Annotated in this window: 21 protein-coding genes, 1 tRNA gene and 1 riboswitch; of the genes, 14 read left to right on the forward strand and 8 right to left on the reverse strand. The window is 60.3% G+C overall.

The annotated features are described in order from the left end of the window. Positions 1 to 7: 7 nt before the first annotated feature. Positions 8 to 1,171, forward strand: a complete 1,164-nt coding sequence (locus tag I6G90_RS14325) for a heme biosynthesis HemY N-terminal domain-containing protein (RefSeq protein ID WP_197928040.1) — start codon at positions 8 to 10, stop codon at positions 1,169 to 1,171. A 69-nt stretch (positions 1,172 to 1,240) separates the two neighbouring features. Here I6G90_RS14325 and I6G90_RS14330 read toward each other — a convergent pair whose 3' ends face one another. Together I6G90_RS14330 and glpX are read right to left on the reverse strand one after the other, a co-directional pair. Further along, positions 1,241 to 1,492, reverse strand: a complete 252-nt coding sequence (locus I6G90_RS14330) for a YkgJ family cysteine cluster protein (RefSeq protein ID WP_005336384.1) — start codon at positions 1,490 to 1,492, stop codon at positions 1,241 to 1,243. Between the two features lie 134 nt (positions 1,493 to 1,626). Beyond that, positions 1,627 to 2,637, reverse strand: a complete 1,011-nt coding sequence (gene glpX, locus I6G90_RS14335; RefSeq protein WP_042061575.1) for a class II fructose-bisphosphatase — start codon at positions 2,635 to 2,637, stop codon at positions 1,627 to 1,629. Between the two features lie 218 nt (positions 2,638 to 2,855). Here glpX and I6G90_RS14340 point away from each other — a divergent pair, with 218 nt between their 5' ends. The 8 genes from I6G90_RS14340 to I6G90_RS14375 all read left to right on the forward strand — a co-directional run bounded on the left by I6G90_RS14340 (position 2,856) and on the right by I6G90_RS14375 (position 13,245). Continuing rightward, positions 2,856 to 3,917: a porin gene (locus I6G90_RS14340; protein WP_197928042.1), complete on the forward strand. Its 1,062-nt coding sequence runs from the start codon at positions 2,856 to 2,858 to the stop codon at positions 3,915 to 3,917. 122 nt (positions 3,918 to 4,039) lie between these two features. After that, the gene (locus I6G90_RS14345; RefSeq protein WP_197928044.1) at positions 4,040 to 4,963 is read left to right on the forward strand and encodes an ABC transporter substrate-binding protein; all 924 of its coding nucleotides are present in this window, start codon (positions 4,040 to 4,042) and stop codon (positions 4,961 to 4,963) included. A 33-nt stretch (positions 4,964 to 4,996) separates the two neighbouring features. Next, positions 4,997 to 5,872: a DMT family transporter gene (locus I6G90_RS14350; protein ID WP_139406575.1), complete on the forward strand. Its 876-nt coding sequence runs from the start codon at positions 4,997 to 4,999 to the stop codon at positions 5,870 to 5,872. Between the two features lie 437 nt (positions 5,873 to 6,309). Further along, positions 6,310 to 7,776 carry a glutamate/gamma-aminobutyrate family transporter YjeM gene (gene yjeM / locus I6G90_RS14355; protein ID WP_197928046.1) on the forward strand — a complete coding sequence of 489 codons (1,467 nt, stop codon included), beginning with the start codon at positions 6,310 to 6,312 and terminating at the stop codon, positions 7,774 to 7,776. 271 nt (positions 7,777 to 8,047) lie between these two features. Next, a complete protein-coding gene (pbpG, locus tag I6G90_RS14360) occupies positions 8,048 to 8,959 on the forward strand; it encodes a D-alanyl-D-alanine endopeptidase (protein WP_042061586.1) in 912 nt (303 codons plus the stop codon). Between the two features lie 224 nt (positions 8,960 to 9,183). Continuing rightward, on the forward strand, positions 9,184 to 10,221 hold the full coding sequence (locus tag I6G90_RS14365; RefSeq protein ID WP_197928048.1) for an acyltransferase: 1,038 nt from the start codon (positions 9,184 to 9,186) through the stop codon (positions 10,219 to 10,221). Positions 10,222 to 10,515: 294 nt separating this feature from the next. Next, positions 10,516 to 12,558, forward strand: a complete 2,043-nt coding sequence (locus I6G90_RS14370) for a TonB-dependent receptor (RefSeq protein WP_197928050.1) — start codon at positions 10,516 to 10,518, stop codon at positions 12,556 to 12,558. Between the two features lie 63 nt (positions 12,559 to 12,621). Beyond that, positions 12,622 to 13,245 carry a PepSY-associated TM helix domain-containing protein gene (locus I6G90_RS14375; protein WP_197928052.1) on the forward strand — a complete coding sequence of 208 codons (624 nt, stop codon included), beginning with the start codon at positions 12,622 to 12,624 and terminating at the stop codon, positions 13,243 to 13,245. Between the two features lie 238 nt (positions 13,246 to 13,483). Here I6G90_RS14375 and I6G90_RS14380 read toward each other — a convergent pair. Next, positions 13,484 to 13,569 (reverse strand) — tRNA-Leu (locus tag I6G90_RS14380). Between the two features lie 143 nt (positions 13,570 to 13,712). Here I6G90_RS14380 and I6G90_RS14385 point away from each other — a divergent pair. Further along, positions 13,713 to 14,246, forward strand: a complete 534-nt coding sequence (locus tag I6G90_RS14385; RefSeq protein WP_005336420.1) for an RDD family protein — start codon at positions 13,713 to 13,715, stop codon at positions 14,244 to 14,246. Between the two features lie 74 nt (positions 14,247 to 14,320). On the opposite strand, the gene lptG is transcribed toward I6G90_RS14385, so the two are convergent. Together lptG and lptF are read right to left on the reverse strand one after the other, a co-directional pair. Continuing rightward, positions 14,321 to 15,391, reverse strand: a complete 1,071-nt coding sequence (gene lptG, locus I6G90_RS14390; RefSeq protein ID WP_042061597.1) for an LPS export ABC transporter permease LptG — start codon at positions 15,389 to 15,391, stop codon at positions 14,321 to 14,323. Positions 15,392 to 15,526: 135 nt separating this feature from the next. After that, positions 15,527 to 16,639: an LPS export ABC transporter permease LptF gene (gene lptF / locus I6G90_RS14395; protein ID WP_162518073.1), complete on the reverse strand. Its 1,113-nt coding sequence runs from the start codon at positions 16,637 to 16,639 to the stop codon at positions 15,527 to 15,529. 172 nt (positions 16,640 to 16,811) lie between these two features. Here lptF and pepA point away from each other — a divergent pair, with 172 nt between their 5' ends. The 3 genes from pepA (at position 16,812) to I6G90_RS14410 (ending at position 21,868) form a co-directional block, all read left to right on the forward strand. Beyond that, positions 16,812 to 18,320, forward strand: a complete 1,509-nt coding sequence (pepA, locus tag I6G90_RS14400; RefSeq protein ID WP_033138248.1) for a leucyl aminopeptidase — start codon at positions 16,812 to 16,814, stop codon at positions 18,318 to 18,320. A 175-nt stretch (positions 18,321 to 18,495) separates the two neighbouring features. Beyond that, a complete protein-coding gene (locus I6G90_RS14405) occupies positions 18,496 to 18,951 on the forward strand; it encodes a DNA polymerase III subunit chi (RefSeq protein ID WP_075113329.1) in 456 nt (151 codons plus the stop codon). Positions 18,952 to 19,015: 64 nt separating this feature from the next. Then, the gene (locus I6G90_RS14410) at positions 19,016 to 21,868 is read left to right on the forward strand and encodes a valine--tRNA ligase (RefSeq protein ID WP_182938423.1); all 2,853 of its coding nucleotides are present in this window, start codon (positions 19,016 to 19,018) and stop codon (positions 21,866 to 21,868) included. Positions 21,869 to 21,940: 72 nt separating this feature from the next. On the opposite strand, the gene I6G90_RS14415 is transcribed toward I6G90_RS14410, so the two are convergent. Continuing rightward, positions 21,941 to 22,927 carry a sodium:calcium antiporter gene (locus I6G90_RS14415; protein ID WP_197928054.1) on the reverse strand — a complete coding sequence of 329 codons (987 nt, stop codon included), beginning with the start codon at positions 22,925 to 22,927 and terminating at the stop codon, positions 21,941 to 21,943. Positions 22,928 to 23,014: 87 nt separating this feature from the next. Continuing rightward, positions 23,015 to 23,122: riboswitch (yybP-ykoY riboswitch) on the reverse strand. Between the two features lie 172 nt (positions 23,123 to 23,294). Between I6G90_RS14415 and I6G90_RS14420 the strand changes: the two genes are divergently transcribed. Further along, positions 23,295 to 23,882, forward strand: a complete 588-nt coding sequence (locus tag I6G90_RS14420) for a superinfection exclusion B family protein (RefSeq protein ID WP_005336432.1) — start codon at positions 23,295 to 23,297, stop codon at positions 23,880 to 23,882. A gap of 96 nt (positions 23,883 to 23,978) precedes the next feature. Here I6G90_RS14420 and I6G90_RS14425 read toward each other — a convergent pair whose 3' ends face one another. Together I6G90_RS14425 and I6G90_RS14430 are read right to left on the reverse strand one after the other, a co-directional pair. Continuing rightward, positions 23,979 to 24,833: an AraC family transcriptional regulator gene (locus I6G90_RS14425; RefSeq protein WP_197931205.1), complete on the reverse strand. Its 855-nt coding sequence runs from the start codon at positions 24,831 to 24,833 to the stop codon at positions 23,979 to 23,981. A 4-nt stretch (positions 24,834 to 24,837) separates the two neighbouring features. Continuing rightward, complete coding sequence (locus tag I6G90_RS14430) at positions 24,838 to 25,335, reverse strand: GNAT family N-acetyltransferase (protein ID WP_197928056.1); 498 nt, start codon at positions 25,333 to 25,335, stop codon at positions 24,838 to 24,840. Positions 25,336 to 25,472 lie beyond the last annotated feature (137 nt).

Here is a 25,472-nt window from a genome sequence, read left to right on the forward strand (position 1 = left end):
GGGCACCATGATCCGTATAATCATTCTGGTTGCCGTGATGGTCGCAGGGCTGATCTTTGGCCCGCAAGCCTCCGGCAACAAGGGCTATGTGCTGATTGCCCTTGGCAATTACACCATCGAATCTTCCGTCACCAGCGCGGTGATCCTGGCCGTGCTGTTCTACGGCGCCCTGCTGATCGTCGAGTGGCTGCTGGGTCGGGTATTCGGCCTGCGCCGCAAGACCCTCGGCTGGTACGGTTCGCGCCGCCGCCGCAAGGCCAATCAGCAGACCGTTGCCGCCACCCTGGCGATGGCCGAAGGACAATACAGTCAGGCTGAAAAGCTGCTGATCAAGGGGGCCAGCAACAGCGACACCCCGCTGCTCAACTACCTTAGTGCCGCCAAGGCCGCGCAGGCCCGTGGTGACGACGCCCGCCGGGATCAATACCTGCAAAAAGCGCAGGAGGAGAACCCCAAGGCCGAGCTGGCGCTCACCCTGACCCAGACCCAATTGCAGATCGAGCAGGGGCAGTACGATACCGCACTGGCGATGCTGGAGTCGGTCTACGCCCTCAACCCGCGCCACCCCATGGTGCTGGATCAGCTGCGTCAGGTGCATCTGGCCCGTCAGGACTGGAGCGCCCTGTGCGACCTGATCCCGGCACTGCACAAGGTGGGCAAGCTGACCCCGAAACAGGAAGAAGATCTGCTGAAACAGGCCTGGTGTGGCCGCCTGCAACAGGCTGCCGGCAGTCTCGAAACCATCAAGGCGGTATGGCAGGATCTGCCGCGCAAGCTGCGCCTTGAGCCGGAACTGCTGGCCTGCTACGGCGATCTGCTGCGCCAGCTCGGTGCCGACAACGAGGCCGCCACCCTGTGGCAGGAGGCGCTGCGCAAACAGCCGATGCCGCAGCTGCTGGCTCGCCTGCCCAAGCTGAAACTCGACAGCTACCAGCCGCTGCTGGCACTGCTGCAAAAACAGCAGGGGCAACCGGATGTAGACACCGCACTGGCCCAGCTCTATCTGCTGGCCGGTCAGCTGGACGACGCCCAGAAGCTGCTGGAGCAGGAAGTGGAGCGGGCGCCGAACGCCGCCGCCTACCACGCCCTCGGCCAGCTGATGGACAAGCGCCGCCTCACCAACAAGGCCAACGAGTACTATCGTCAGGCACTGGCGCTGGCGGGGATCTGATCCCCGGCGAACTGAAACGCGAGAGGCCGCATGATGCGGCCTCTTTTTTTATCTCTTCGCCCGCCCTCGTCAGGTGGTGAGCCGCTCCAGCTCGCCGATCAGCCAGATGGCCTCGGCGCGGTGGCTGCCGCACACATCCATCATGGGGCGAAAACCGCCGCACACCGCCGGTCGCTCCGGTTGACCGAAGATCTTGCAGCCAAGGGCGCTATCGAGCTGGATACAGGGGACGCCAGCCGGTTTGCCATCTGGCATGCCGGGAATGGCACTGCTGATACTGGGGGCGATGCAACAGGCAGCGCAGCCGCTACGACACTCCATACACTCCACTCCTTTGGGACGGTCCGAGCCACCATAGCCGAAGCGGCGGCACAAACGTAGCTGGCGCACAACAAAAAGCCCGACCGCACGGGCGATCGGGCTTCAGGCAACACAGCCGGTTCAGCGAGCCATCATCACAGGATGATGTCGCGTACCACGCTGTCTTTGCGTTCCAGGTAATGGATCGACTTGATGCGACGGATGGTACGGGATTTACCACGGATCAACAGAGTCTCGGTGGTCGCCATCACGCCATCGCTGGTGATACCGTCCAGCAGATCACCCTTGGTGATGCCGGTGGCGGAGAAGATGACGTTGTCATTCTTCGCCATGTCTTCCAGCTTGAGCACCTTGTTCACATCGATACCCAGCGCTTCGCAGCGGGCAATTTCCTGCTCGCCCAGCGCACGCACTTCCGGGCTGTCGCCCTTGACGCGGTGACGCGGCACCAGACGGGCCTGCATGTCGCCATCCAGCGCGCGGATCACCGCAGCGGAGATTACCCCTTCCGGTGCGCCGCCGATGCCATACAGCATGTCGACTTCGCTGTCCGGCAGACAGGTGAGGATGGAGGCAGCAACGTCACCATCAGGAATGGCGAACACCCGCACGCCCAGACCCTGCATCTCCTTGATCGCCTTGTCATGACGCGGCTTGGCCAGCGTAATGACGGTCAGACGGGAGAGCGGCTTGCCCAGCGCCTTGGCCACAGACTTGAGGTTCAGCTCGAGAGCCTGATTCAGGTCGATGGCGCCTTTGGCCTTGGGCCCGACGATCAGCTTTTCCATGTACATGTCAGGCGCTTTCAGGAAGGAACCCTTGTCGCCCACCGCCAGTACGGCCAGCGCGTTGGCCTGACCCATGGCGGTCATGCGGGTACCCTCGATGGGATCGACCGCGATATCCACCGCGTCGCCGTGTCCGGTACCGACCTTCTCGCCGATATAGAGCATCGGCGCTTCATCAATTTCACCTTCGCCGATAACAATCTCACCATCGATCTCGATCTGGTTGAGAATGTGGCGCATGGCCGCTACGGCCGCACCATCAGCGATATTCTTGTCACCACGTCCGAGCCACTTGTAGCCAGCCAGTGCAGCCGCTTCCGTCACTCGGGAAAACTCGATTGCCAGTTCACGTCTCATCGCATATCCAACCTATGGAGCTCGAAAACGGGCGGCATTCTACCACAAGGGCAAACCTTTGCGCACAAAAGTAGCCGTTGCGGGCAAGAATGTAGCCAATTCATCCAAATGCAATCCAACTGCCATCGACTCTTCACCCAACTGTCACCCCGCTGTCATCCCTGCTGCCTAGCATGGCCCCGTCTTCAAAACAAAAGCTTGCAACACAAGGGATTAAGATGAAAAAGCTGACTGTAGTGGCACTGGCTCTGACCGCAACCTTCCAGGCTCAAGCCGTTGAAGTGTATAAAAATGACACCGCCATGCTGGATCTCTATGGCCGTATCTACGCCGGTCAATTCTTCGGTGACAAGAAAGAAAACGTCGATACTACCAACCCGAATGGCACCAAGGATTACAGCGCCAAGCAAGGGGCCAACCAGTTTGTCCGCTTCGGCGCCAAGGCCGAGACCCAGATCCAGAGTGGTCTGAAGGCGCTGGCCCAGTACGAAGTGCAGATGTACATCAACGACAGCGAGAAGACCATCAGCGAGAGCTCCGACAACCTGCGTACCCGTCTGGCATTCGCCGGTGTGGGCGCTGACTGGGGCACCGTGACCTTCGGTCGCCAGAAAGGGGCCCCGGGCTTCCTGGCCGACTGGACTGATGTCTCCCTCTCTGACGGCTACGGCAACGACGCGCTGGGAGCCAAGACCGACACCTTCGCCACCAACCGTGCCGGTTCCGTGCTGAAATACTCCGGCCTGTTCAATGGCTTCCAGCTCGACACCAGCTACAAGTTCGACGGTGGTGACACCGAAGAGACCACCAGCAAGGATAGCGACGCGGCCTACGGTGCTGCCGTGGCCTACACCTTCCCGTTCAACCTGTCACTGGGTACCGCCTACAACGTCGGTATCCGCGACAAGAGCGGTGAAGAAGATGCCAAGCTGTGGCTGATCTCCGCCAAGTTCGACAACAAGGCCGCCTACGCCGCCCTGAGCTATGCCGATGGCAGCGACTTCCTGGCGACCGGTACCGATCACACCGGTTGGGAAGCCGCACTGGGCTACAACTTCGAGAACGGCTTCGGTCTGATGGCGCTGTGGAACAAGCAGGAGCAGGACAAAGCCGGTACCAAGAAAGACAACGTGGATTACTACACCCTGGGTGCCCAGTACAAATTCAACAAGAACCTGCGGGTGATTGGCGAGTACCGCATCAACAATCTGGACAGCGTTGCCGGCAAGGCGACGGCCAACCAGGATGACTTCCAGCTGGCTGCCCGCTACGACTTCTAATCGAAGTTTTGCGGATACCCAAAGCGCGATGGCTTGCCATCGCGCTTTTTGCTGCGCGCCATTCACGACCGGAGAAAGTGGCCTAGGCTCATCAGACAAGGGTCTGCACGGGAGGTGAGAAAATGAGGGGTCAACTGCTTGTCACACTACTGTTGTTGCTGTCCCTGCCAGCACACGCCCTCTCTATCGCCATGGTGCTGTGGCGCGGCGAAACCGCAGCCGAAGCGGGCTTTCGGTCAGAGCTGACCAGACTTGGCTATCAGGCCACCATCACCACCTATAACGCCGATCAGGATCGCACGGCGCTGGCGACCATGCTGCGCCAGCAGATGCTGCCGAAACTGGCAGAGTACGACTACATCTACACCTTTGGCACCACCGCCACCACCATGACCAAGAGTCTGCTGGCCAACCGCAAACCTCTGATCTTCAACGTGGTCTCCGATCCGGTCGGGGCAGACATCCTCTCGGAAGACAAAGCCCAGAACAGCATGGTGGCCGGGGTGAGCAACATGGTGCCGATGGCGCTGCAACTGGCCAACGCCAGCGAGCATCTGGCCACCAGCAAGCGGCTGCTACTGCCCTTCAACCCGCGGGAGCAGAACACCCTGCTGGTGGCCGATATGTTGCTCAACGAGGCGAAACGCTATCAGTGGCAGATGGTCACCTGGCGGATGGCCCCTGACCCACGGCGGCTGGACAACGAACTTAAGCGGCTGCAACAGGATGCCAAAAACGACATCGTCTTTCTGGCCGCAGACAGCTATCTGCTCTCCATCGCCCCCCGTCTGCTGAATGCACTGAACGAAGCTGCCATCCCCACCATCTGCAGTGCCGAACTGTTCGTCGAGCACGGCTGTAGCGTTGGCACCATCAGCAGCTACGAGGCGCTGGGCAAGATGGCCGCCGGGATCATCCACCGCCACCAGCAGGGAACACAGTTGCAGGATATACCGCTGCAGACCGACCCTCATCCCAAGCTGGTGCTGGGACAACTGGGCAACGCCTCCACGCAGGAGGCGAGCCCCGAAAAGCCGAAGCCTTGATACAGATCTCGGCCAATCAGGCTCCGGGCGGGTATGCTGTTGGCCCCCATCGCCCGAGAGCCTGCCCCCATGAGTACCACCGTCTTTTTTGCCGTTCTGCTGGCCGCCCTGCTTCACGCCAGCTGGAATGCGCTGGTCAAAATTGGCGAAGAGCGGCTGGTGGGGGTCTCACTAGTGGCGATCTTCTCCGGGCTTATCGCCGCCGTGGCGCTGCTGCCCATGGGGCTTCCCTCCGCAGCCGAGCTGCCCTGGCTCGGCCTCTCCATTCTGCTCCATACCGGTTACTGCCTGTTTCTCAGTCATGCCTACAATCAGGGCGATTTTGGCCAGATCTATCCGCTGGCCCGCGGCAGTGCCCCGCTGCTTGCCATGGTGCTCAGTGCCATGCTGCTGGGGGACTACCCCGGCTACGGCGGCATCCTCGGCGCCTGCGTGCTGATCATGGGGGTCTTGCTGATGGCCTGGCGAGGGGGGCAGCAGCGCCTTGGCAGCAAAGCGGTTCGGGCGGCACTGATCACTGCCATGTTCACGGCGACCTATACCCTCTCGGATGGGGCCGGTGCCCGCGCAGGGGGTGAACCTGTGCGCTACACACTCTGGCTCTTTGCTTGTACCGGTCTGGCGATGCTGTTAGTGCTGATCGTCCACCAGAGGCGCAACGCATGGCGCCAGATCCGCCGCCATGCGCTGTCAGGAATGGCAGGAGGCGCCATGTCACTGCTCGCCTACGGGATTGTCATCTGGGCCATGACCCAAGCCCCCATTGGCGTGGTCGCGGCGCTGCGTGAAAGCAGCGTGCTGTTTGCCATGCTGCTCTCGGTCTGGTTGCTGAAAGAGCCGCTCGGGCGCGTGCGACTGACCGCAGCGGCCATCATCACTGGCGGCGTGCTGCTGACCCGGCTGGGATGATGGGACCTGTCACCATTGGCGCGGGTCTATCTGGCAGGATGGTTTAATTCACTCCGCCAATTATTCCGAACACGAATAATGGAAATAAGTGTTGGCCAGGGCGTAAATGTTTACATCCGCAACGTATCAATTAACTGGCAGCTCTGTTTATTTTAGCTGCGGCTTCATTCGGGGAACTTACCTGCCCAGCAGCATTAATGATAAAATCGTTCACAGTTAATTTCGGCAACGCAGACCAATACCGCTCGTGGCCAAGGCCATGCAGCTCCGCCCATACATTCATTGACCGCCTGACGGGTAAGCCAGCCCGGTCAGCGCTGACCCGATCGTGCCAGCCACAACAGGATGACATGGCGCGATAGCGTTATTAATTGGCCCGGTTTCGTCTGTTTAATTTTTGATTACTTTAAATCCAGCACCATCAGGGAGTTTTCAATATGTCAGCAAAAAAGCTGAAGTTGGGTGCCTTTATATTGATGATATTAACATCGGTATTTGGCGTCACTAATATCGGGATTGGCTTCTATCGAATGGGATATGCCGCCATTCCGATGTTCGTGATCGGCGGTCTGTTCTTCTTCATTCCGTTCATCCTCATGATGATCGAGTTTGGCACCGGCTTTCGCAAGGAGGCGGGCGGCATCTTTACCTGGATGCGCCACTCGGTCTCGACCCGATTCGCCTTTATCGGTCTGACCATGTGGTTCGCCTCCTACGTCATCTGGATGTTTGGCAAGGCGCTCTCCATGTGGGTGCCGCTCTCCTTCATGCTGTTTGGCCGCGACATCACCGTCATCCCGGTCACCCTGGGCACCGGCATCGACTTTGGCCCCTTTATTCTGGGGGTCGTCGCCATCGCCCTGGTTGCTACCGTCACCAAGCTCATCACCTTTGGTAGCGCCCGTTTCGCCAAGGTGGCGGCCATCGGCGGTCTCTCCGTGGTGGCGCTCAACGTGTTGTTGCTGGTCGGTGGCGTCTTCACCTTCGCGGTGAGCGGCATGACCCTGCAGGAGCCCCTCACTCAGGCATCACTGGCAGCCTCTCCCAATGCCGCGTTCAACGACATCATCCCCTTCCTCGGCTTCATGGTATTCGCCATCTTCGCCTACGGCGGGGTCGAGGCGATGGCCGGGGTGGCTGACGAGCTGGAAGATCCCGAGCGCGACCTCAAGCGTGGCATCTTCCTCTCCGGCGCCTTCATCGTGCTCTGCTACATCATCGGCTTTCTGGCGGTCGGCTCCATCATGCGCTGGAGCGACTTCCCGGCCGAGGGGATCACCTCACTCTCCGCCCTCTTCATCATCATGCTGGAGCTGGGGCGCCATCTCGGTGGCGAGTGGTTGGGGCAGGTGTTCATGCGCTTTGCCGGGCTGGGCATGTTCCTGAGCTACCTCGGCGCCTTTATCGCCCTCTCCTATGCACCGCTGCGCCAGTTCATCACCGGCACCCCGAGCTACTTCTGGCCGGAGCGCTTCCAGCGCGAGAACGAGAATGGCGTGCGGATTGAAGCGCTCAAGGTGCAAGCCTGGGTGGTCTGTCTGTTCATTGCCGCCAAGTCCATCTTTACCCTGATCAACCCGGAAGGGGCCGCCGCCCTCTATGAGCTGATCATCACCATGACCAACGTCGGCATGACCCTGCCCTACATGTTCCTCATCTACGCCTGGTATCGCTATCGCAACAACCCGGTGCTGGGCAAGGATCTGATCTTCTTCAAGAGCGCGGGTTCCGTGCTGCTGGCCACCATCATCAGCCTGATCCTGGTCGCCTTCGGCAACGTCTTTACCGTGGTCGCCCCCTTTATCTCCGGCGATATCTCCACCGGCGTCTGGACCATCATTGGCCCGCTGCTGTTCGTAGTGATCGCCATGCGCTTCAAGATCAAGCAGGAAGATGCCCACTAAACGGTGAGCAATACTCCATGCCAATCGGGACCGCTCTGGTCCCGATTTTTCTTACTCCGCGATGCCCATGCCCCGGCAAACCCTCACCATGATGTCCTGTCGGCAGCCCCCATAAATAGACTCCAGAGAGGCCATTTTCACCCGCGTTTCGCTGCCAGAGCCCCTTTAACGCCGCAAATTATCAATATCAAGGTGAGAATGATTGTGAAGCGCCAGTTCACGACATATAACTTAGCCAGATATCCCTGTATTTCGTCCGGTAGAGCTGATCATGATGATGCGTTCCCTCCTTCCCCTGTTGCTTGGCGCAGTCATGCTGCCGGCCACTATGGACAGTGCCCATGCCAACCCCTTTTCCGCCAGCAGCAAGAGCAGCAGCGGCTTTCTCGAGCGGCGGGATGTGCCCAACCTCAGCTCGGCTGCCTTCGTGGTGGCCAACCACAGAACCGGCGAGGTGATCTCCGAGCGCAATGGCAACCGGGTGATGCCCATCGCCTCGCTCACCAAGCTGATGACGGCGCTGGTGGTGCTGGATGCCAACCTGCGGCTCAACGAAATGCTCACCGTGACCAATGCCGACATCGACCGTATTAAGGGGACCGGCTCGCGCCTGGCCATCGGTTCGAAGCTCAGCCGCGCCGAAATGCTCCATATCGCCCTGATGTCCTCTGAAAACCGCGCCGCCTCGGCGCTGGCTCGCCACTATCCCGGTGGCCAGCGCGCCTTCGTCGAGGCGATGAATGCCAAGGCCCGCATGCTGGGGATGTGGAATACCCGCTATGCCGACAGCACCGGGCTCAACCCGCGCAATGTCTCCACCGCGCAGGATCTCGCCAAGCTCGCTGCCGCTGCCGCCTCCTATCCGTTGATCCGCCAGTACTCCACCGACCAGCAAAGCTATGTGCGCACCAACAAGCGCCAGCTGCACTACCTCAACTCCAACCGGCTGATCCGCGAGGGGCAATGGGAGTTCACCCTCTCCAAGACCGGCTATATCCGCGAAGCGGGCCGCTGTCTGGTGCTGGGCACCAAGGTCAATCACGAACCGGTGATCATGGTGCTGCTCAATGCCGAAACGACCAACGACCGGGTCGCCGACGCCAAGCGGATCAAAACCTGGCTGGAGAGCTCGGGCAGAACCACTCTGGCAGCCAACCAGAGCAGCATGATGACCCACCAGTAAGCCCGAATCCGCCCTGTCGAAGCGAGGCCCCGCCTCGCTTTTTTTATTTGCGTGGCTGCGCCAAAAAAACGGGAGCCAGCTCCCGTTACAGGTAACACCTCCCGCCATCCCGTTACAAAACGTAACCGCTCAACAACGTGACTCACACGAATAAAATCAATTGGTTGCAAGTAGACTGTGCGGGTTTTAGCGTGCCGTCACAACCCCTGTAACGACGAGCCACCATGCGTATTTCCAGTATCGAGTGCGGGCGGGTGCTGGCCATTCTGGCCGTGATGACCATTCACGTCTCCCCCTTCGCCAATCCGTTCAACCCCGCCCTGTGGGGAAGCGAATCCTGGCTCTGGCTGAGCGGCACCATCAACCAGCTATGCCGCTTTGCCGTACCGCTGTTTTTCCTCTGTGCCGGTTACTTTCTGCAGCCGAGACTGACTCGCGAGGCGCCGCTGACCGTGGCCTGGCGCTACTGCCGCCCCTTGCTGCAGCTCTGGCTAATATGGAGTCTGGTCTACCTGCTGGTGCCGTTCAATCCACTGGATGCCGTGCAGCAGGGCTATCTGGTCTCCCTGCGCGGGCAGTGGCAATTCCAGCTCGCCGACCCCCTCAACGGCTGGCTGGTGGGCGGCATGATCCACCTCTGGTTCCTGCCAGCCCTGATCATGGCGGTGACTCTGCTGGCGCTCTGTTACCGGCTTGGCAGGCCAGTGCTTGCCCTCTGGCTGGGTCTTGGCCTCTACCTGCTGGCGCTGCTGGGGGGCTCCTATGCCAAACCGCTGCTGGGCGCCGAGTGGCCACTGCTCACCCGTAACGGCCCCTTCTTCTCCCTGCTGTTTGTCGCGCTGGGGGCCCTGCTGCGCCAGCGTCAGTGGCAGCCGGATGCCCGCACCGGCTGGCAACTGCTGCTGGCGGGCGTGGCGCTCTATGGATGTGAAGCCTGGGCGCTGCAGCACTTCGCCGCGGTGCCGCTCACCCGCCACGACTTCCTGCTCGGCTCCCTTCCCTGGGCTCTTGGTCTGTTTGGCCTGCTGCTGGCCAACCCCGAGTGGGGCAAAGGCAGCTGGCTGGAACGCCAGGCACCCAAAGTGCTCGGGATCTACTGCCTGCACATGATGCTGGTGGTCTGGCTCTTCATGTTTGGACCGCAGGGCGCATCCATCCCTTGGGAAATTGCCAAGGTGCCGCTGCTGCTGGGAGCGTCTCTGCTGGCCTATCGCCTGCTGGCAGCCCGGCCCCTCACCCGCCGACTACTGCGCACCCACTGAGTCCGGTATCCGGCCCGCCCTATCGGGCCGGATATCTCTTCACGTTTCGTCCCTTTCTCTTCCGCTTCACCCTTTTTCCTCTCGCTTCGTTCTCGCGCTTTTGCTGCAGGGGATCTGCGTTTCAACCGCGCTCTCCCAACCGCAACAACCACCGCCACAGATACCGCCATTTTCACCTTGCTAGATAAATGAAAATCAATATCATTGGCATCCCGCTTTGGCGGGTCAGGCTAATTATAATTAAATCAATATGTTCGAGCCGTCAGGTCGACATCCAAAGAGTCAATATTGAATATGCAGCACCCTCACTTTCACAGAACGCTGGTCTCGCTGGCACTGCTGGGCACCGGCTTCACTGCCCAGGCCGCCGATGAAACCATGACTGTGGTTGGCAAACGCTCCCAGCATCAGGAAGTTGCCACCGCAACCCGTACCAATACGCCAGCCAAGCTGGTTCCCCAGACCATCGACAGCGTCAAGGTCAGCGAGCTGACCGCCTTCGGCCAACCGACGCTGAGTGAAGCCCTGAGCGGCATCCCCGGGGTCAACGCCAGCGGTGACACCCGCTTCGACGGGGTCAATATCCGCGGCTTCAGCGCCAGCAACGACTTCTATCTCGACGGATTCCGCGACGACATGCAGTACACCCGGGATCTCGGCAACATCGAGCGGGTGGAAGTGCTAAAGGGCCCGGCAGCCGTGCTCTACGGCCGCGGCAGCACGGGGGGCATCGTCAACCGGGTCAGCAAGAAGCCACAAAAAGGACAGGAGTCCAGCGTCACCGCCCGGGTTGGCAGTTTTGACAGCCAGCGGCTGGCCGCCGACCTCAATGGCGAGGCGAGTGAGCAGGTGCAACTGCGCCTCAACATGGCGCAAGAGGACAAAGATAGCTTCCGCAACGGCGTGAAGAGCAAGCGCACTCTGCTGGCCCCCTCCGCCAACTGGGAGATCAGCGACAACCTCAACTGGCTGGTGCAGTACGAGCGCAACGAACATGACCGCACCCCGGATCGCGGCATTCCCGGAGTCAATGGCCGACCGGCCGATGTGCCGCGGGAGTATGTCTACAGCGATACCAGTCGCGACTTCATCGATGACGTGGCGCAATCCACCCGCTCCCGCCTCTCATGGGATATCAACGATCAGTGGCAGCTGCGCCAGCAGCTCGGTTACTCCACCCTCGACAGCCAGTTTGACAACACCTATGTCACCAGCGTCAAAGGGGATCAGGTGACCCGCTCCCGCTGGCAGCAGGATCTGAAAGCGAAGAACCTGATCAGCAACACCGAGGCCGAAGGTCTGTTCCAGACCGGCCCGCTGGAACATCGCCTGCTGGTCGGCTTCGAGCAAAACTGGCAGGAGCGCACACCCAAGCTCTACCAGAACGCCACCGCCATCCCGTCCGGCAACCTCTACGACCCGGGCTCGCTGCCCACCTACAATGGCGCCATGAAGCTCTCCAGCGACGCCAAACACAAGGTGCGTGGCAATGGCCTCTATCTGCAGGATCAGCTCAGCCTGGGTGACTGGCATCTGGTGGGCGGGCTGCGCCGTGACGACTTCACCGTCACCAGTCGCCGCTATGACCTCAACAAGGAGGAGAGCATCTCGGTCAACAGCCTGAGCCCGCGCCTCGGTCTGGTGTGGAATCCCCTCGAGGATCACGCCTTCTACACCTCCTACAGCAAGACCTTCACTCCGGTGGGCGGCGAGCTGATCGGCATCACCCCGGGCGACAAGAATAACGGGCTGGAACCCCAGCACACCCGCCTCTACGAAGGAGGTGTGAAGAGTGACTGGCTGAATGGCAAGCTGGCGACAACCCTCTCCCTCTATCGACTGGAGATGTACAACAAGCGCACCAAGGATCCGCTGGATCCCACTAAGGTGATCCTCACCGGCCTGCAGCGCACCGAGGGGGTCGAGCTGAGCGCCCGCGCCGAGCTGACCGACGAGCTCTACCTGCGTGGCGGCTTCGCCATTCAGGATGCGGAACAGGTCAAGGCGGATGCGGATCTGCAGGGCAAGCGCCCGATGAACGTCTCCCGCCAGAATGGCCAGCTCTATCTCGGCTACCAGAGTGGCGAGCAGGGCTGGTTCGGTGAAACCGGCGTGACGGCGGTGGGCGATCGCTTCGCCGACAACGCCAACACCACCACACTGCCCGGTTACGCCCGCTTCGATGCGCGCGCCGGTTATCGCTGGCAGCAGTGGGAAGCCCAGTTGAGCGCCGAGAACCTGACCGATCACGAGTACTTCGTCAGCGCCACCAGTGCCACCCAGATCATGCCGGGCACACCCCGTCAGCTGAGTCTGACTGGCACCTACCGCTTCTGATCCCAGTGACAACCACCCCGACTGGCCAGCCCTTGCTGGCCAGTTTTTTATGAAGCAACCACGATGAAACGCAGAAGAGTTCCCCTTCACAACAACAAATGGGTACGCCGCCTCCATGCCTGGGCCGGTTTTTTTACCCTCGCCCTGATGCTGATGTACGGCATCACCGGCCTCTGGCTGCAACACCGCGCCGTGTTGCCCATCCCCGGCCCCCACACCGACAAATCGAGTGAAGAGATAGTGCTGGAGGCGCCGCTCGCCAGCTCGGAGCAGCTGAAAAGCCTGCTGCAACAGCGTTATCCCGAGACCTTTGCCGACGGGCGAACCATGATCACCCCGGCCCAGACCCTGCCCACCCCGAACGGCCCAATCACGCTGCCCGCCAAATGGGAGATGCGCGGCGTTACCCTCAGCCAGAGCGTGGCCGCCAGCTATGTCGATGGCACCTTGCTGGTGCGCACCGATCTGCAGCAAGCCAACTTTGCCGCCAGCCTCAACCGGCTACATCGCGGCATGGGCACCGGCCTCGGCTGGCAGCTGTTTGGCGACATCGCCGCCCTTGCCCTGCTGCTGCTCGCCCTCACCAGCCTGTTTATGTGGACCAAGCTGCACGGCACACCCAGAGCCATCATCGCGCTGACTCTCGCAGGCACCCTCGGCACCCTGCTGTTTGCCCTGCTGGGATAGCTCGCGACCATGCTACTGCGTAGCAAGGAAATGAAAGAAAACCGCAATAGAAACAGGCCGCTGGCGGTGATGCCGTCAGCGGCTACATCAAGAAAAGGAAATAACGGAGAGCGGGAAAAGAGAAGGGATACCAGACAGCAACGGGAAGCACGGCCTGTTCAGCAGTAACGCACCAATCCGCAGGAACGCCAAAAAACAAAAGGCCATCATTGCTGATGGCCTTTTGTCATGAATTTGATGGTGCCCGGGGTCGGACTCGAACCGACACGGTTATTCACCGGCGGATTTTGAATCCGCTGCGTCTACCGATTTCGCCACCCGGGCAACTGCGAGGGATTATACGAATGGCGCGATGCCATGCAAGGTGTTTTTCGATTGAACACACCCGTTTGTTCATTTATTCAACGCCTTGCCGATGCGGGGCCAGTTACATAGAATGCCGCCATCATCTTAATGGAATAAAAACGATGGCCAAGCCTAAAAAAGTCCAACAAAAATCCCCCTCTCCTGCCACTCAACCATACCCGTCAGCGGGTCTGCTGCGTCGCCTCGGCGCCCTGATCTATGATGCGCTGGTCGTGACCTCGCTGCTGATCATCGCCGGCTTTATCGGCATGGGTGTCGCCAAGCTGTTGCTGGTCACCGGTATGGCAAGCGTACCGGCGGGTGAAGATACCGTCTGGTTGCTGACCCGCCACCACCTGAGCCTGATCTACACCCTCTGGCTCGCCTTTGTCATCTGCGGTTTCTACACTTGGTTCTGGACCCGTGCAGGCCAGACCGTCGGCATGCGCGCCTGGCGGCTGCGCATTCAGAACGAGGATGGCAGCCATATCCGCGTTACCCAGGCGCTGATCCGTCTCGCCACTGCCGCCTTTGGACTGGGCAACCTGATGTGCCTGTTCAACCGCCAGCGCCCGCGGGCATTCCAGGATATCTGGGCCGAGTGCGAAGTTATTGTGCTGAGCAAACAGGAAAATCTGGAGCTGCTGAACAAGTAATATCGATTTAATGCAGCAACGAAAGAGGGCACCAACAGGTGCCCTCTTTGCATTTCCTCATAACCTCGTGCGGATTACTGCTTGCGACTGAGGATGTAGAAGGAGATACCGCCAAACAGCAGACTGGGCGCGACGGCCGCCAGAATGGGCGGTACCGCATAGACCAGACTGATGGGGCCAAACACCCGATCACTCACGTAGACGGCGAAACCGGTCATGATCCCCATCAGCATCCGCGCCCCCATGCTCACCGAGCGCAGCGGGCCGAAGATGAAGGAGGAGGCCAGCAGGATCATCGCCACCACCGAGAGCGGTGACAGCAGCTTGCGCCACATCTCCAGCTTGTAGCGACCGGCATCCTGCTTGTTGGCATCCAGGTAACCAATGTAGTCGAGCAGACCGGAGACCGACAGGTTCTCGGGATCGATACTCACCACCCCCAGCTGCTTGGGCGTCAGCTCCGAGCTCCACTCCATCTTGTCGTGCTGTTCACTGCGGATCTGCGCCGGGTCGTCGAAGCGGGTAACCTGGGTCTGCTTGAGCAGCCAGTGGTGGCGCTCAAACACTCCCTCCTGTGCCTGCACCACATCGATCAGCTTGCGCTCGGGGGTGAAGCGATAGAGGGTGATGCCGGTCAGCGCGCCATCGTTGCGCACCCCGTTGATATTGACGAAGTTGTTGCCATCGCGAGCCCACACCCCGTAGGCGGAAACGGTCAGACGACCTTCGGACAGCGCACCCGCCTTGATGTCATCTGCCATCCGCTTGGCGATGGGGGCCACATATTCCCCCATCAGCCCCACCAGGATCATCAGCGGGATCGCCGTCTTGAGCGCCGCCATCACGATACTGATCTTGGAGCGACCCGCCGCCTGCATCACCACCAGCTCGGAGCTGGTCGCCAGTTGACCCAGACCAATCAGGCCACCCAGCAGCGCGGCCAGCGGGAAGAACAGCACCGCCTCCTTGGGCATGGAGAGCAGCACATAGTAGAGGGCGTTGATCATGTCATAGTTGCCGTCACCGACCGACTTGAGCTGCTCCACATACTTGATGAGCCCCGCCAGACCAACCAGCGTGATTTCACACAGCAGGATCGACATGAAAATGACCCGACCGATATATCTATCGAGAATGCCGAACATCAGCCGAGACTCCTATCTTGCAGCTTCATGCTGCTTTTTTCCTGAAGAGCGATACACCGGGTCGGCATCAAAATGACCCGATTGTCATATCTGTCGAGAATGCCAAACATCAGCGGTAGTTCCTATGTGGCTTCATCATTTTGATTTGTTTATGAAATATTTGCTCTTTACCCCGTTCCACCAGCTGGTGCCCTGCACATTGAGGGGCAAGCCGATAAACAGCAGGTAACCGAGCGGCACCAGGAACATCCCCGGCCAGTAGGGCAGCCGACCGCTGTCAATGGCCGAACGGGCGGCACTGAGCAGCAGGAAGTAGGAGAGATAGAGCATGATGGCCGGCAACAGCTTGGCGTAGCGCCCCTGACGGGGATTGACCCGCGCCAGCGGTACCACCAGCAGGGTGAGCACCGGAATGGAGAGGGGCAGCGAGATGCGCCACTGCAATTCCGCCATCATGGCGTTGTCCTGGGTACCGAACAGTTCCATGGTCGGCTTGGCCGCCGCCTTGCGGTTGGAACGCTCCATCTCCTGCTGGCGGATCACCAGACCATATTCGCGAAAATCGGAGATCTGGAACTGCTTGCCGGAGAAGTTCCCCTCGTAGCGGGAGCCATCCATCAGGGTCAGCCACTGCAGGCCTTTTTCATCGACCGTCACCACCCCTTCGGTCGCCACCACCACCGAGGGAGGATTGTTCCCCTCCGCCCGCTGCAGCACGAAGATCTTTTGCAGTTTTGAGCCGTTGTCGTTCAAATCCTGGATATAGGCAACCAGACGTCCCTTGTCGAGCTCCATAAAGCGGCCTGCCTGCAGGAAGGAGATACCCGGATCCGCCTTGAACTCGTCGATCACCTGATACTCGCGCTCCTTGGCTTGCGGGGCGATCCAGCCGGTGTTGAACGCCGCGACGGCAGCAGTCAGCAAGGCCAGCAACATGGCGCTGCGCATCACGAAACGGTGACTGAAACCGACCGCATGCATCACCGTCATCTCGCTTTCGGCGTAGAGGCGACCATGGGCAAACAAAATGGCTAAAAAGAGACTGATAGGCAGCATCAACAGCGCCATATTGGGCAAGTTGAGCAGCAGCAGGGTGGAGACCAGACGTGTCGGCACCTCGCCATCGGCGGCATCACCGATGATCTTGATAAATTGTTGGCTGACAAAGATAAGCAGCAACACGAATAACACTGCCAGCTGGGTTTTCAGGGTTTCCCTGAACAAATATCGGAAAACGATCACAGTCATTCCCAAGTAAACTTGTGTTTTTAGTCGAATGCCTGAAAAATAGGGCCGTATATTGGATTTTTACCAGTTTGAACTGCGGAGCCTGTGGCTGTTCGCTCCGCCTCTGATACCCCAACAAGCACCGCATTATTCAATAAAAGGTGCCTTTTGTCTTTAGGATGTAGGAGATTCCATGGAGTTCAGTGTAAAGAGTGGCAGTCCAGAGAAGCAACGTAGCGCCTGCGTCGTAGTCGGCGTATTTGAGCCTCGTCGCCTCTCTCCGGTTGCCGAACAACTGGACAAGATCAGCGATGGCTATATCAGTTCGCTGCTGCGCCGTGGCGACCTGGAAGGGAAACCAGGCCAGATGCTGCTGCTGCATCAAGTACCGGGCGTGCTCAGCGAGCGCGTACTGCTGGTCGGATGCGGCAAGGAGCGGGAACTCGACGAACGCCAGTACAAGCAGATCATCAACAAGACCATCACCACCCTGAACGAAACCGGCTCCATGGAAGCTGTCTGCTTCCTCACCGAGCTGCACGTCAAGGGTCGGGATACCTATTGGAAGGTACGCCAGGCGGTAGAAACCACCAAGGCGGGCCTCTACAGCTTTGATCAGTTCAAGACCAACAAGGCCGAACCACGTCGCCCGCTGCGCAAGCTGGTGTTCAACGTGCCGACGCGTCGGGAACTGACCATTGGTGAAAAAGCCATCGCTCATGGTCTGGCCGTGGCCAAGGGTGTGCGGGTCTGTCGCGACGTGGCGAACATGCCGCCCAACGTCTGCAACCCGGCCTATCTCGCCTCCCAGGCCCGTCGTCTGGCCGATGCCTTCGACAACATCACCACCAAGGTGGTGGGCGAGCAGGAGATGGCCGAACTCGGCATGAACTCCTATCTGGCGGTGGCCCGCGGCTCCGACAACGAAGCCATGATGGCCATCATCGAATACAAGGGTCATCCGGATGCCAAGCCCATCGTGCTGGTCGGCAAGGGTCTGACCTTTGACTCCGGCGGCATCTCCATCAAGCCGGCCGACGGCATGGACGAGATGAAGTACGACATGGGTGGCGCCGCCTCCGTGCTCGGTACCATGCATGCGCTGGCCCAGCTGCAACTGCCGATCAACGTCATCGGTGTACTGGCAGGCTGCGAGAACATGCCGGGTGGCAACGCCTATCGCCCGGGTGACATTCTCACCTCCATGTCAGGCCAGACCATCGAAGTGCTCAACACCGATGCGGAAGGTCGTCTGGTGCTGTGTGATGCGCTGACCTATGTGGACCGCTTCGATCCGGAAACCGTCATCGACGTGGCGACCCTGACCGGTGCCTGCGTCATCGCGCTGGGTCACCACACCTCGGGTCTGCTGGCCAACCACAACCCGCTGGCCCACGAGCTGCTCAACGCCTCCGAACAGGCGGGTGATCGCGCCTGGCGTCTGCCGCTGTTTGACGAGTATCAGGAGCAGATCGACAGCCCGTTTGCCGACATGGCCAACATCGGCGGTCGTCCGGCCGGTACCATCACCGCGGCCGCCTTCCTGTCACGCTTCACCAAGAAGTACAACTGGGCCCACCTGGATATCGCCGGGACTGCCTGGAAGAGTGGCAAGGATAAAGGCTCTACCGGTCGTCCGGTGCCCCTGCTGACCCAGTTCCTGCTGAACCGGGCTGGCGTGGATATCGAAGAGAAGGAGTAACTTCCCTGCCCCTTTCGATGAATGTATCGGAAGCCCGGGAGTTGCCCAGTACCACAAGGAAGAGGCCAGCCTCTTCCTTGTTTCATTCTTGAATCAGTGAGTTGCGAGCGGAGAAACATCCCGCAAGCCTCATGAGGCGGTCAACAGTCCGTCACCGCAAAACGGGATCAACCTGATGAGCCAAGTGACCTTTTACCTGATGAGCGAACAGGATGACGCGCAGGCCTCTGCGGTCGAGCGACTGGCCTGTACCCTTGCGGCCGAGTCGTGGGGCGCGGGCCATATCTACCTGTTGTGCGACGATGAGGCGCAGGCCCTGCGCCTCGACGAACTGCTGTGGCAACTGCCGCCGGAGCGCTTCGTGCCGCACCAGCTGCAAGGCGAAAGCGGCATGGCCCCTGTGGAGATCGGCTTTCAGCCGCCGAAACGGCGCTACGCCCGCCTCATCAATCTGGCCACTGCGACACCTTTGTTTGCAGGACACTTCGCTCAAGTGGTAGATTTTGTCCCCACTGATGAAACACAAAAGCAGCAAGCCCGCGAGCGCTACAAGCACTATCGCCAGGCAGGCCATACCCTCGAAATGAGGGATCAGCCCGTCCTTGCCGCACCGGATCCGGCGCAGCCCTGACTGCAACCAATTGATCCATAAAGAATCAACACCAGACTCCATCCATCCAGATTACGGCGAGACCATGGAAAAGACTTTTAATCACAACGCCATCGAACAGGCGCTCTATCAGCACTGGGAAGCCCAGGGTTACTTCAAGCCCCACGGCGACACCAGCAAAGACTCCTTCTGCATCATGATCCCGCCGCCGAACGTCACCGGCAGCCTGCACATGGGTCACGCCTTCCAGCAAACCCTGATGGATACCCTGATCCGCTACAACCGCATGCAGGGCAAGAACACCCTGTGGCAGGCAGGTACCGACCACGCCGGTATCGCCACCCAGATGGTGGTTGAGCGCAAGATCGCCGCAGAAGAGGGCAAGACTCGCCACGATTACGGCCGTGATGCCTTCATCGACAAGATTTGGCAGTGGAAGGAAGAGTCCGGTGGCACCATCACCCGCCAGATGCGCCGTCTGGGCGACTCCGTGGATTGGGAGCGCGAGCGCTTCACCATGGATGAGGGTCTCTCCGCCGCCGTGCAGGAAGTGTTCGTCCGTCTCTACGAAGATGGCCTGATGTACCGCGGCAAGCGTCTGGTGAACTGGGATCCGAAACTCAACACCGCCATCTCCGATCTGGAAGTGGAAAACCGCGAGATCAAGGGCCACATGTGGCACCTGCGCTATCCGCTGGCCAACGGCGCCAAGACTGCCGAAGGCAAGGATTACCTGATCGTCGCCACCACCCGTCCGGAGACCATGCTGGGCGATACCGCCGTGGCTGTGAACCCGGAAGACCCGCGCTACAAGGCGCTGATCGGCCAGCACATCCTGCTGCCGCTGGTGAACCGTCTGATCCCCATCGTCGCCGATGAACACGCCGACATGGAGAAGGGCACCGGTTGCGTGAAGATCACCCCGGCCCACGACTTCAACGATAACGAAGTGGGCAAGCGCCACAGCCTGCCGATGATCAACATCTTCACCCTGGACGCCCATGTGCGTGCCGAGGCCGAAGTGGTCGACACCAACGGCAACCCCTGCACCGCCTACGACGCCGCCCTGCCGGCCGAGTTCGCCGGTCTGGAGCGCTTCGCCGCCCGTAAGGCGATTCTGGCCAAGCTGGAAGAGCTGGGTCTGCTGGACGAGATCAAGGATCACGTGCTGCAACAGCCTTACGGCGATCGCGGTGGCGTGCCCATCGAGCCGATGCTGACCGACCAGTGGTACGTGCGCGTCGCACCGATGGCCAAGACCGCCATCGAAGCGGTGGAAGATGGTCGCATCCAGTTCGTGCCGAAACAGTACGAAAACATGTACTTCTCCTGGATGCGCGACATTCAGGACTGGTGCGTCTCCCGTCAGCTGTGGTGGGGTCACCGCATCCCGGCATGGTATGACGACGCCGGCAATGTCTACGTGGGCCGTGACGAGGCGGAAGTGCGTGCCAAGCACAGCATCCCGTCCGTGACCACCCTGCGTCAGGACGAAGACGTACTCGACACCTGGTTCAGCTCCGCCCTGTGGACCTTCTCCACCCTGGGCTGGCCGAACAACACCGAAGCACTCAAGACCTTCCACCCGACCGACGTGCTGATGAGCGGCTTCGACATCATCTTCTTCTGGATTGCCCGGATGATCATGATGACCATGCACTTCATCAAGGACGAAAACGGCCAGCCGCAAGTCCCGTTCAAGACCGTCTACATCACTGGCCTTATCCGTGACGAAGAAGGCCAGAAGATGTCCAAGTCCAAGGGCAACGTGCTGGATCCGCTCGACATGATCGACGGTATCTCCTTGGAAGACCTGCTGGAGAAGCGCACCGGCAACATGATGCAGCCGCAGATGGCCGAGAAGATCGGCAAGCGTACCGCCAAGCAGTTCCCGGAAGGGATCGAGGCACACGGTACCGACGCCCTGCGCTTCACGCTGGCAGCGCTGGCCTCTACCGGTCGTGACATCAACTGGGACATGAAGCGCCTGGATGGCTACAACAACTTCTGCAACAAGTTGTGGAACGCCTCCCGCTATGTGCTGATGAACACCGAAGATCAGGATTGTGGCTTCAACGGCGGCGAGATGCAGTTCAGTCTGGCGGATCGCTGGATCCAGTCCCAGCTGCAAGTGGCCATTCGTGACTTCCGCACCGCCCTCGATACCTATCGCTTCGATATCGCCGCGGGCGTGCTGTACGAGTTTATCTGGAACCAGTTCTGTGACTGGTATCTGGAGCTGACCAAGCCGGTACTGGGCAAGGGTTCCGAGGCCGAGCAGCGCGCTGCCCGCCACACGCTCGTCAGCGTGCTGGAAACCCTGCTGCGTCTGGCGCACCCGATCATCCCGTTCATCACCGAGACCATCTGGAAATCGGTCGCGCCGCTGGCTGGCGTGCACGCCGACACCATCATGATCCAGGCCTTCCCGGAGTTCGACGCCGCCAAGGTGGACGAAGCCGCGATGGCGGATCAGGAGTGGGTGAAGGAGTTTATCGTCGGCATCCGCAACATCCGCGCCGAGATGAACGTAGCCCCGAGCGTGGCCCTGAACGTGCTGCTCAAGTGCGATGCCAAGGATAGCCAGCGCGCCGGTGACAACGAGGCCTTCCTCAAGTCCCTGGCCCGTCTGGAATCTATCCGCGTACTGGCAGACGGTGAAGTGGCTCCCCTGTCAGTGAAGAAGCTGATCGGCGCTACCGAGCTGATGATCCCGATGGCTGGTCTCATCGACAAGGACGCCGAGCTGGCCCGTCTGGCCAAAGAGGTTGCCCGTCTGGTGGGTGAGTGTGGTCGCATCGAAGGCAAACTCGGCAACGAAGCTTTCGTTGCCAAGGCGCCGGAAGCGGTGATCGCCAAAGAGCGCGAGAAGCTGGAAGATTACCGTCTCCAGCTGACCAAGCTGGAAGCCCAGCAGGCCGAGATCGCCGCCCTGTAAGAGCGCCGCGACCAACCGCTACAGCAAAGCCCCCTGACCCAAGGGGGCTTTTTCATATCCGCGATTCCCGTTTCAGCTCACCAACAGCCAGCCGCAGAAACCGAGATAGAGCAGGCTGACCAGCGCCAGCCGTCCGGCAGTCATCGCCCCCTTTCGGAACCCCCACCAGAGCAAACCGACCGCCAGCAGCGTCACCAGCGAGGAGGCCATCATGGCGCCATCCAGCAGCCAGGGGGTAAACAGCAGACAGAACGCCTTGGGAATAGTGCCCTGAATCATCATGGCCCCGGAGATATTGGCCAGCGCCAGCCTGTTCTTGCCCTGTCGCACCCAGATCAGCACGTTCATCAGCTCCGGCATCTCGGTCGCCACCGGGCTCAGCAGCAGGGCCGCCAGCACCGGCGAGAGGCCAAACAGTTCGCCCATGCTCTCCAGCTGATGGACGAACAGCTGCGCCGCCAGCGCAACCACCACCAGCGCAGCCAGCGTCTGCAGCAGCACCTTGCCAAGGGGCGGGATCCCCGCATCGGGGGCCAGCTTGAGGGGCTCCGGCAACTCGACCTCGTGGCTGTCACTCTGTTTCAACTCGCGCCTTACATAGACGAGGTAGACCAGCACAAAGAGCGGGGCCAGCCAGCTCTTGCCGGTAAAAGCGACCAGACCCAGCGCGGTTGCCACCAGAAAGATCCCCATAAACCAGCGCTGATCCCGGCCAATCTCCCGTTGCACCTCGCCATCGATGGCCCGTTCGGTACGCCCCATGCAAAGCAGCAGGGTGAGACCGACCGCTGCATAGCCGATGGTGGCCAGTACCAGCGGCCCGCCGAGGGCGGCACCGATGCCGATCTCTTGCTGGGCGGTCGTGTTGCCCATCAGCAGGGCGGTGAGGGTCACGATGCACTCGGGCAGCGCCGTACCCAGTGCCGCCAGCAGCGAACCGGTGGCGCTTTGGGATAGTTTGAAGTGGTGGCCGGTCCACTCGATGCCGTTGACGAAGTATTCACAGGCAAGGTAGATGGTGACCGCAGAGACGAGAAATAACAGCAGGGTAATCAACATAATAGATACCGCCAGGCGAGCAGAATAACCGATGGACCCGACATGGCTCGCCCGGCTGGCGTGCATATCGAGGCCAAAGGTCTTGCAGAGCGATAGTGCCTATCGCCGCCCATGCCATGGATGCGAGGATCCAAGAGTGTTGACATGGGCCCGGCCCGGAATGCGAGCGGGTTGCTACTCCCCAATGACTGAGGGGACGTTTTACCAACTCGACCGCCGCCTCACAAGGCAAATTAATGACAACTCATTCAATAAGTTGTAAGGGAATGTAACCTCGCCAGCGCCCCCTCCTCGCCGCCATTGCGCTGTTGGCACACCGATTGCTGTAGGTAGTTCACTATCCACAACAGTTTGGGAAGGATGAACAATGAAACGGTGGATCCAACATTTCTATCAACTGAACCGCCTCAACTGGCTGATGGTCTGGTTGTTGCTCTGCTGCAGCATCATTCTGCTGTTTCCGGCCGGGCTGATGAAAGGGGCCGTCAGCCAGTGGGCTGCGGATCATGCGGCCTGGCTGGGGGTCGGCATGCTGATCGCCATCTCCTACTTCTGCAGTCAGGGCTTCCTGATCGCCTGGGAGTGGGCGTGCGAAGAGTGGCAGGCACGCCGTCAGCAGGACCAGCTGGCCCAGATGATCGGCTTCCTCGACTTCAACGAAAAAGCGGTGTTGCGCGAGTTCGTGCTGCAGCGTAAAAGCGTCATAAACTTGCCGATCACCGAGCCCGCCGTCAAAAACCTGATGGATGCTGGCGTCCTCACCTATGCCTACGGCAAGCCGACCCGGGAGAAGGATGACGAGAACCAGATCCGCGCCCTGATGATCGCCCTGCCCGCCCGACCGCTGCTCACCTACAAGGTGCTGGGGCTGTCGCGTGGCAAGATGAGCGACGAACAGGTGGAGCAGATCATGAACGCCAGACCCAAGTTCGCCCAGAAGGGGTTCCAGCGCTAAACGCCACCCAACCGCCAGATGCAAAAGAGCCGGACACTGTCCGGCTCTTTTGCATCTGCGCGACGTGCTGCACCGCCCCTTCCATCTTCTTGCGCCCTACCCCTTGAGGCTGGAGCAGAAGCTCACATCGGCCACCTTGGTCACCGGATCGAAGCTGTGATAGAGCTCGAAACAGGGTCGATCATCAAATTCGAAACCGGCCGCCACCACCTCCCCGATATGCTGCTGCCAGAGCGCGGGATATTGGGCCGGATCGGTCACGGTGAAACGTGACTGGCCATAACGACCGCCCGCCAGTTGTTGGATCTCCACATTACCGCCGCCTTTGGTACCCGCCGGAACGGTGACGCAGATATCGGTGCGGCACTGCTGGGGTGCGGTGATCTCGGGGTTGTCGTGGTAGATAAAGATCCACTCCCCCTCGGCCAGCCCCTGCTCGGCCGACCACTGGTAGAGCTGGTCACACACCGGCTCGTAGCCAGTGCCGTAAGGGCCGGTCACCCGGATATAGGCCAGCGTGCGCGGCGCCATCTGTTCGGTTTTCATCGGTAGCCTCCTTTCATCGGAACGGCTTTCAGCATAACCAGCCTCACGGGCAACGGCGTGTCCATTCTTGCTCAATTGCAGCAGTGAGGGTTGCTGGCGCAGCGTCCCCGGCGTCATGGCAAACTGCTTGCGAAACGCCTTGGCAAAGGCCTGCGAGCTGGCGAAACCGGCCGAGAAGGCAATCTCGGTCACCGGATCCCGGCTGTAGCAGAGGGAGCGGGCCGCCCGCTCCAGCCGCAGGCGACGCTGCATCTCGGCCGGCGTCTCGCCAGTGACGGCGGTAAAGACCCGATGAAAGTGATAGCTGGAGAGAGAAGCAAGACTGGCCGCTTCGCGGAGGCAGAGCTCGGGATTCTGCTCCAGCGCCCGGATCACCGGGCGCAATCTGGCCTGATAATCGACCATGCCGTTAGCGACTGGCGCCCCCCGCGACTCTGGCCATATAGAACACATCCACATAGCGCCCCTGGCGGAAGGCATAGTCGCGGGCCAGCCCCTCCTGAGTGAAACCGAACTTGCGATAGAGCGCCAACGCCGCTTCGTTATCGACGAAAACCGTCAGCTCAATCCGGTGCAGGTTGAGCCAGTTATCGGCCAGATCCAGCGCCGCAGCCATCAGGGCAGAGCCAACCCCCTTGCCAGCCCAGTCATCCCGTACCCCCATGCCAATACCGGCCACATGCTTGCGTCTCGGATTGGGCTCCACATGCAATGAAATCTGGCCCACCAGCCCCCCATCGCTCTCCGCCACCAAGGCGACCACATCACCATTCTCCAGCCGCTTTTGCCACTGGCTAAGGGGAGGTGTGGGCAGGTGCAACGTGCCCGCCTGGGCATTGGGCATGGCGTAGAGATCCCGCAAGGCGGGGGCATCAGCGGGTTCGGCATGACGGATAGTAATCTGCATATGAGGCTCCTTCTCGAAGCCACCATCATGCAACATCCGGCGCGGTTACACATCCCCTACCCGCACCCATTTGTCTTGCCTATCAAAGGGCGAGGAAAGGCCCATTGGCCGAGCACGGCGCAGATCCGTAGGCTGAC

The organism is Aeromonas allosaccharophila, from assembly GCF_016026615.1.
Classification (GTDB): domain Bacteria; phylum Pseudomonadota; class Gammaproteobacteria; order Enterobacterales; family Aeromonadaceae; genus Aeromonas; species Aeromonas allosaccharophila.

Excerpts from the sequence above, each read along its gene's own strand:
- I6G90_RS14325 (WP_197928040.1), top strand. The coding sequence starts at position 8 with ATGATCCGTATAATCATTCTGGTTGCCGTGATGGTCGCAGGGCTGATC.
- I6G90_RS14330 (WP_005336384.1), bottom strand. The coding sequence starts at position 1,492 with ATGGAGTGTCGTAGCGGCTGCGCTGCCTGTTGCATCGCCCCCAGTATC.
- glpX (WP_042061575.1), bottom strand. The coding sequence starts at position 2,637 with ATGAGACGTGAACTGGCAATCGAGTTTTCCCGAGTGACGGAAGCGGCT.
- I6G90_RS14340 (WP_197928042.1), top strand. The coding sequence starts at position 2,856 with ATGAAAAAGCTGACTGTAGTGGCACTGGCTCTGACCGCAACCTTCCAG.
- I6G90_RS14345 (WP_197928044.1), top strand. The coding sequence starts at position 4,040 with ATGAGGGGTCAACTGCTTGTCACACTACTGTTGTTGCTGTCCCTGCCA.
- I6G90_RS14350 (WP_139406575.1), top strand. The coding sequence starts at position 4,997 with ATGCTGTTGGCCCCCATCGCCCGAGAGCCTGCCCCCATGAGTACCACC.
- yjeM (WP_197928046.1), top strand. The coding sequence starts at position 6,310 with ATGTCAGCAAAAAAGCTGAAGTTGGGTGCCTTTATATTGATGATATTA.
- pbpG (WP_042061586.1), top strand. The coding sequence starts at position 8,048 with ATGATGATGCGTTCCCTCCTTCCCCTGTTGCTTGGCGCAGTCATGCTG.
- I6G90_RS14365 (WP_197928048.1), top strand. The coding sequence starts at position 9,184 with ATGCGTATTTCCAGTATCGAGTGCGGGCGGGTGCTGGCCATTCTGGCC.
- I6G90_RS14370 (WP_197928050.1), top strand. The coding sequence starts at position 10,516 with ATGCAGCACCCTCACTTTCACAGAACGCTGGTCTCGCTGGCACTGCTG.
- I6G90_RS14375 (WP_197928052.1), top strand. The coding sequence starts at position 12,622 with ATGAAACGCAGAAGAGTTCCCCTTCACAACAACAAATGGGTACGCCGC.
- I6G90_RS14385 (WP_005336420.1), top strand. The coding sequence starts at position 13,713 with ATGGCCAAGCCTAAAAAAGTCCAACAAAAATCCCCCTCTCCTGCCACT.
- lptG (WP_042061597.1), bottom strand. The coding sequence starts at position 15,391 with ATGTTCGGCATTCTCGATAGATATATCGGTCGGGTCATTTTCATGTCG.
- lptF (WP_162518073.1), bottom strand. The coding sequence starts at position 16,639 with ATGACTGTGATCGTTTTCCGATATTTGTTCAGGGAAACCCTGAAAACC.
- pepA (WP_033138248.1), top strand. The coding sequence starts at position 16,812 with ATGGAGTTCAGTGTAAAGAGTGGCAGTCCAGAGAAGCAACGTAGCGCC.
- I6G90_RS14405 (WP_075113329.1), top strand. The coding sequence starts at position 18,496 with ATGAGCCAAGTGACCTTTTACCTGATGAGCGAACAGGATGACGCGCAG.
- I6G90_RS14410 (WP_182938423.1), top strand. The coding sequence starts at position 19,016 with ATGGAAAAGACTTTTAATCACAACGCCATCGAACAGGCGCTCTATCAG.
- I6G90_RS14415 (WP_197928054.1), bottom strand. The coding sequence starts at position 22,927 with ATGTTGATTACCCTGCTGTTATTTCTCGTCTCTGCGGTCACCATCTAC.
- I6G90_RS14420 (WP_005336432.1), top strand. The coding sequence starts at position 23,295 with ATGAAACGGTGGATCCAACATTTCTATCAACTGAACCGCCTCAACTGG.
- I6G90_RS14425 (WP_197931205.1), bottom strand. The coding sequence starts at position 24,833 with ATGGTCGATTATCAGGCCAGATTGCGCCCGGTGATCCGGGCGCTGGAG.
- I6G90_RS14430 (WP_197928056.1), bottom strand. The coding sequence starts at position 25,335 with ATGCAGATTACTATCCGTCATGCCGAACCCGCTGATGCCCCCGCCTTG.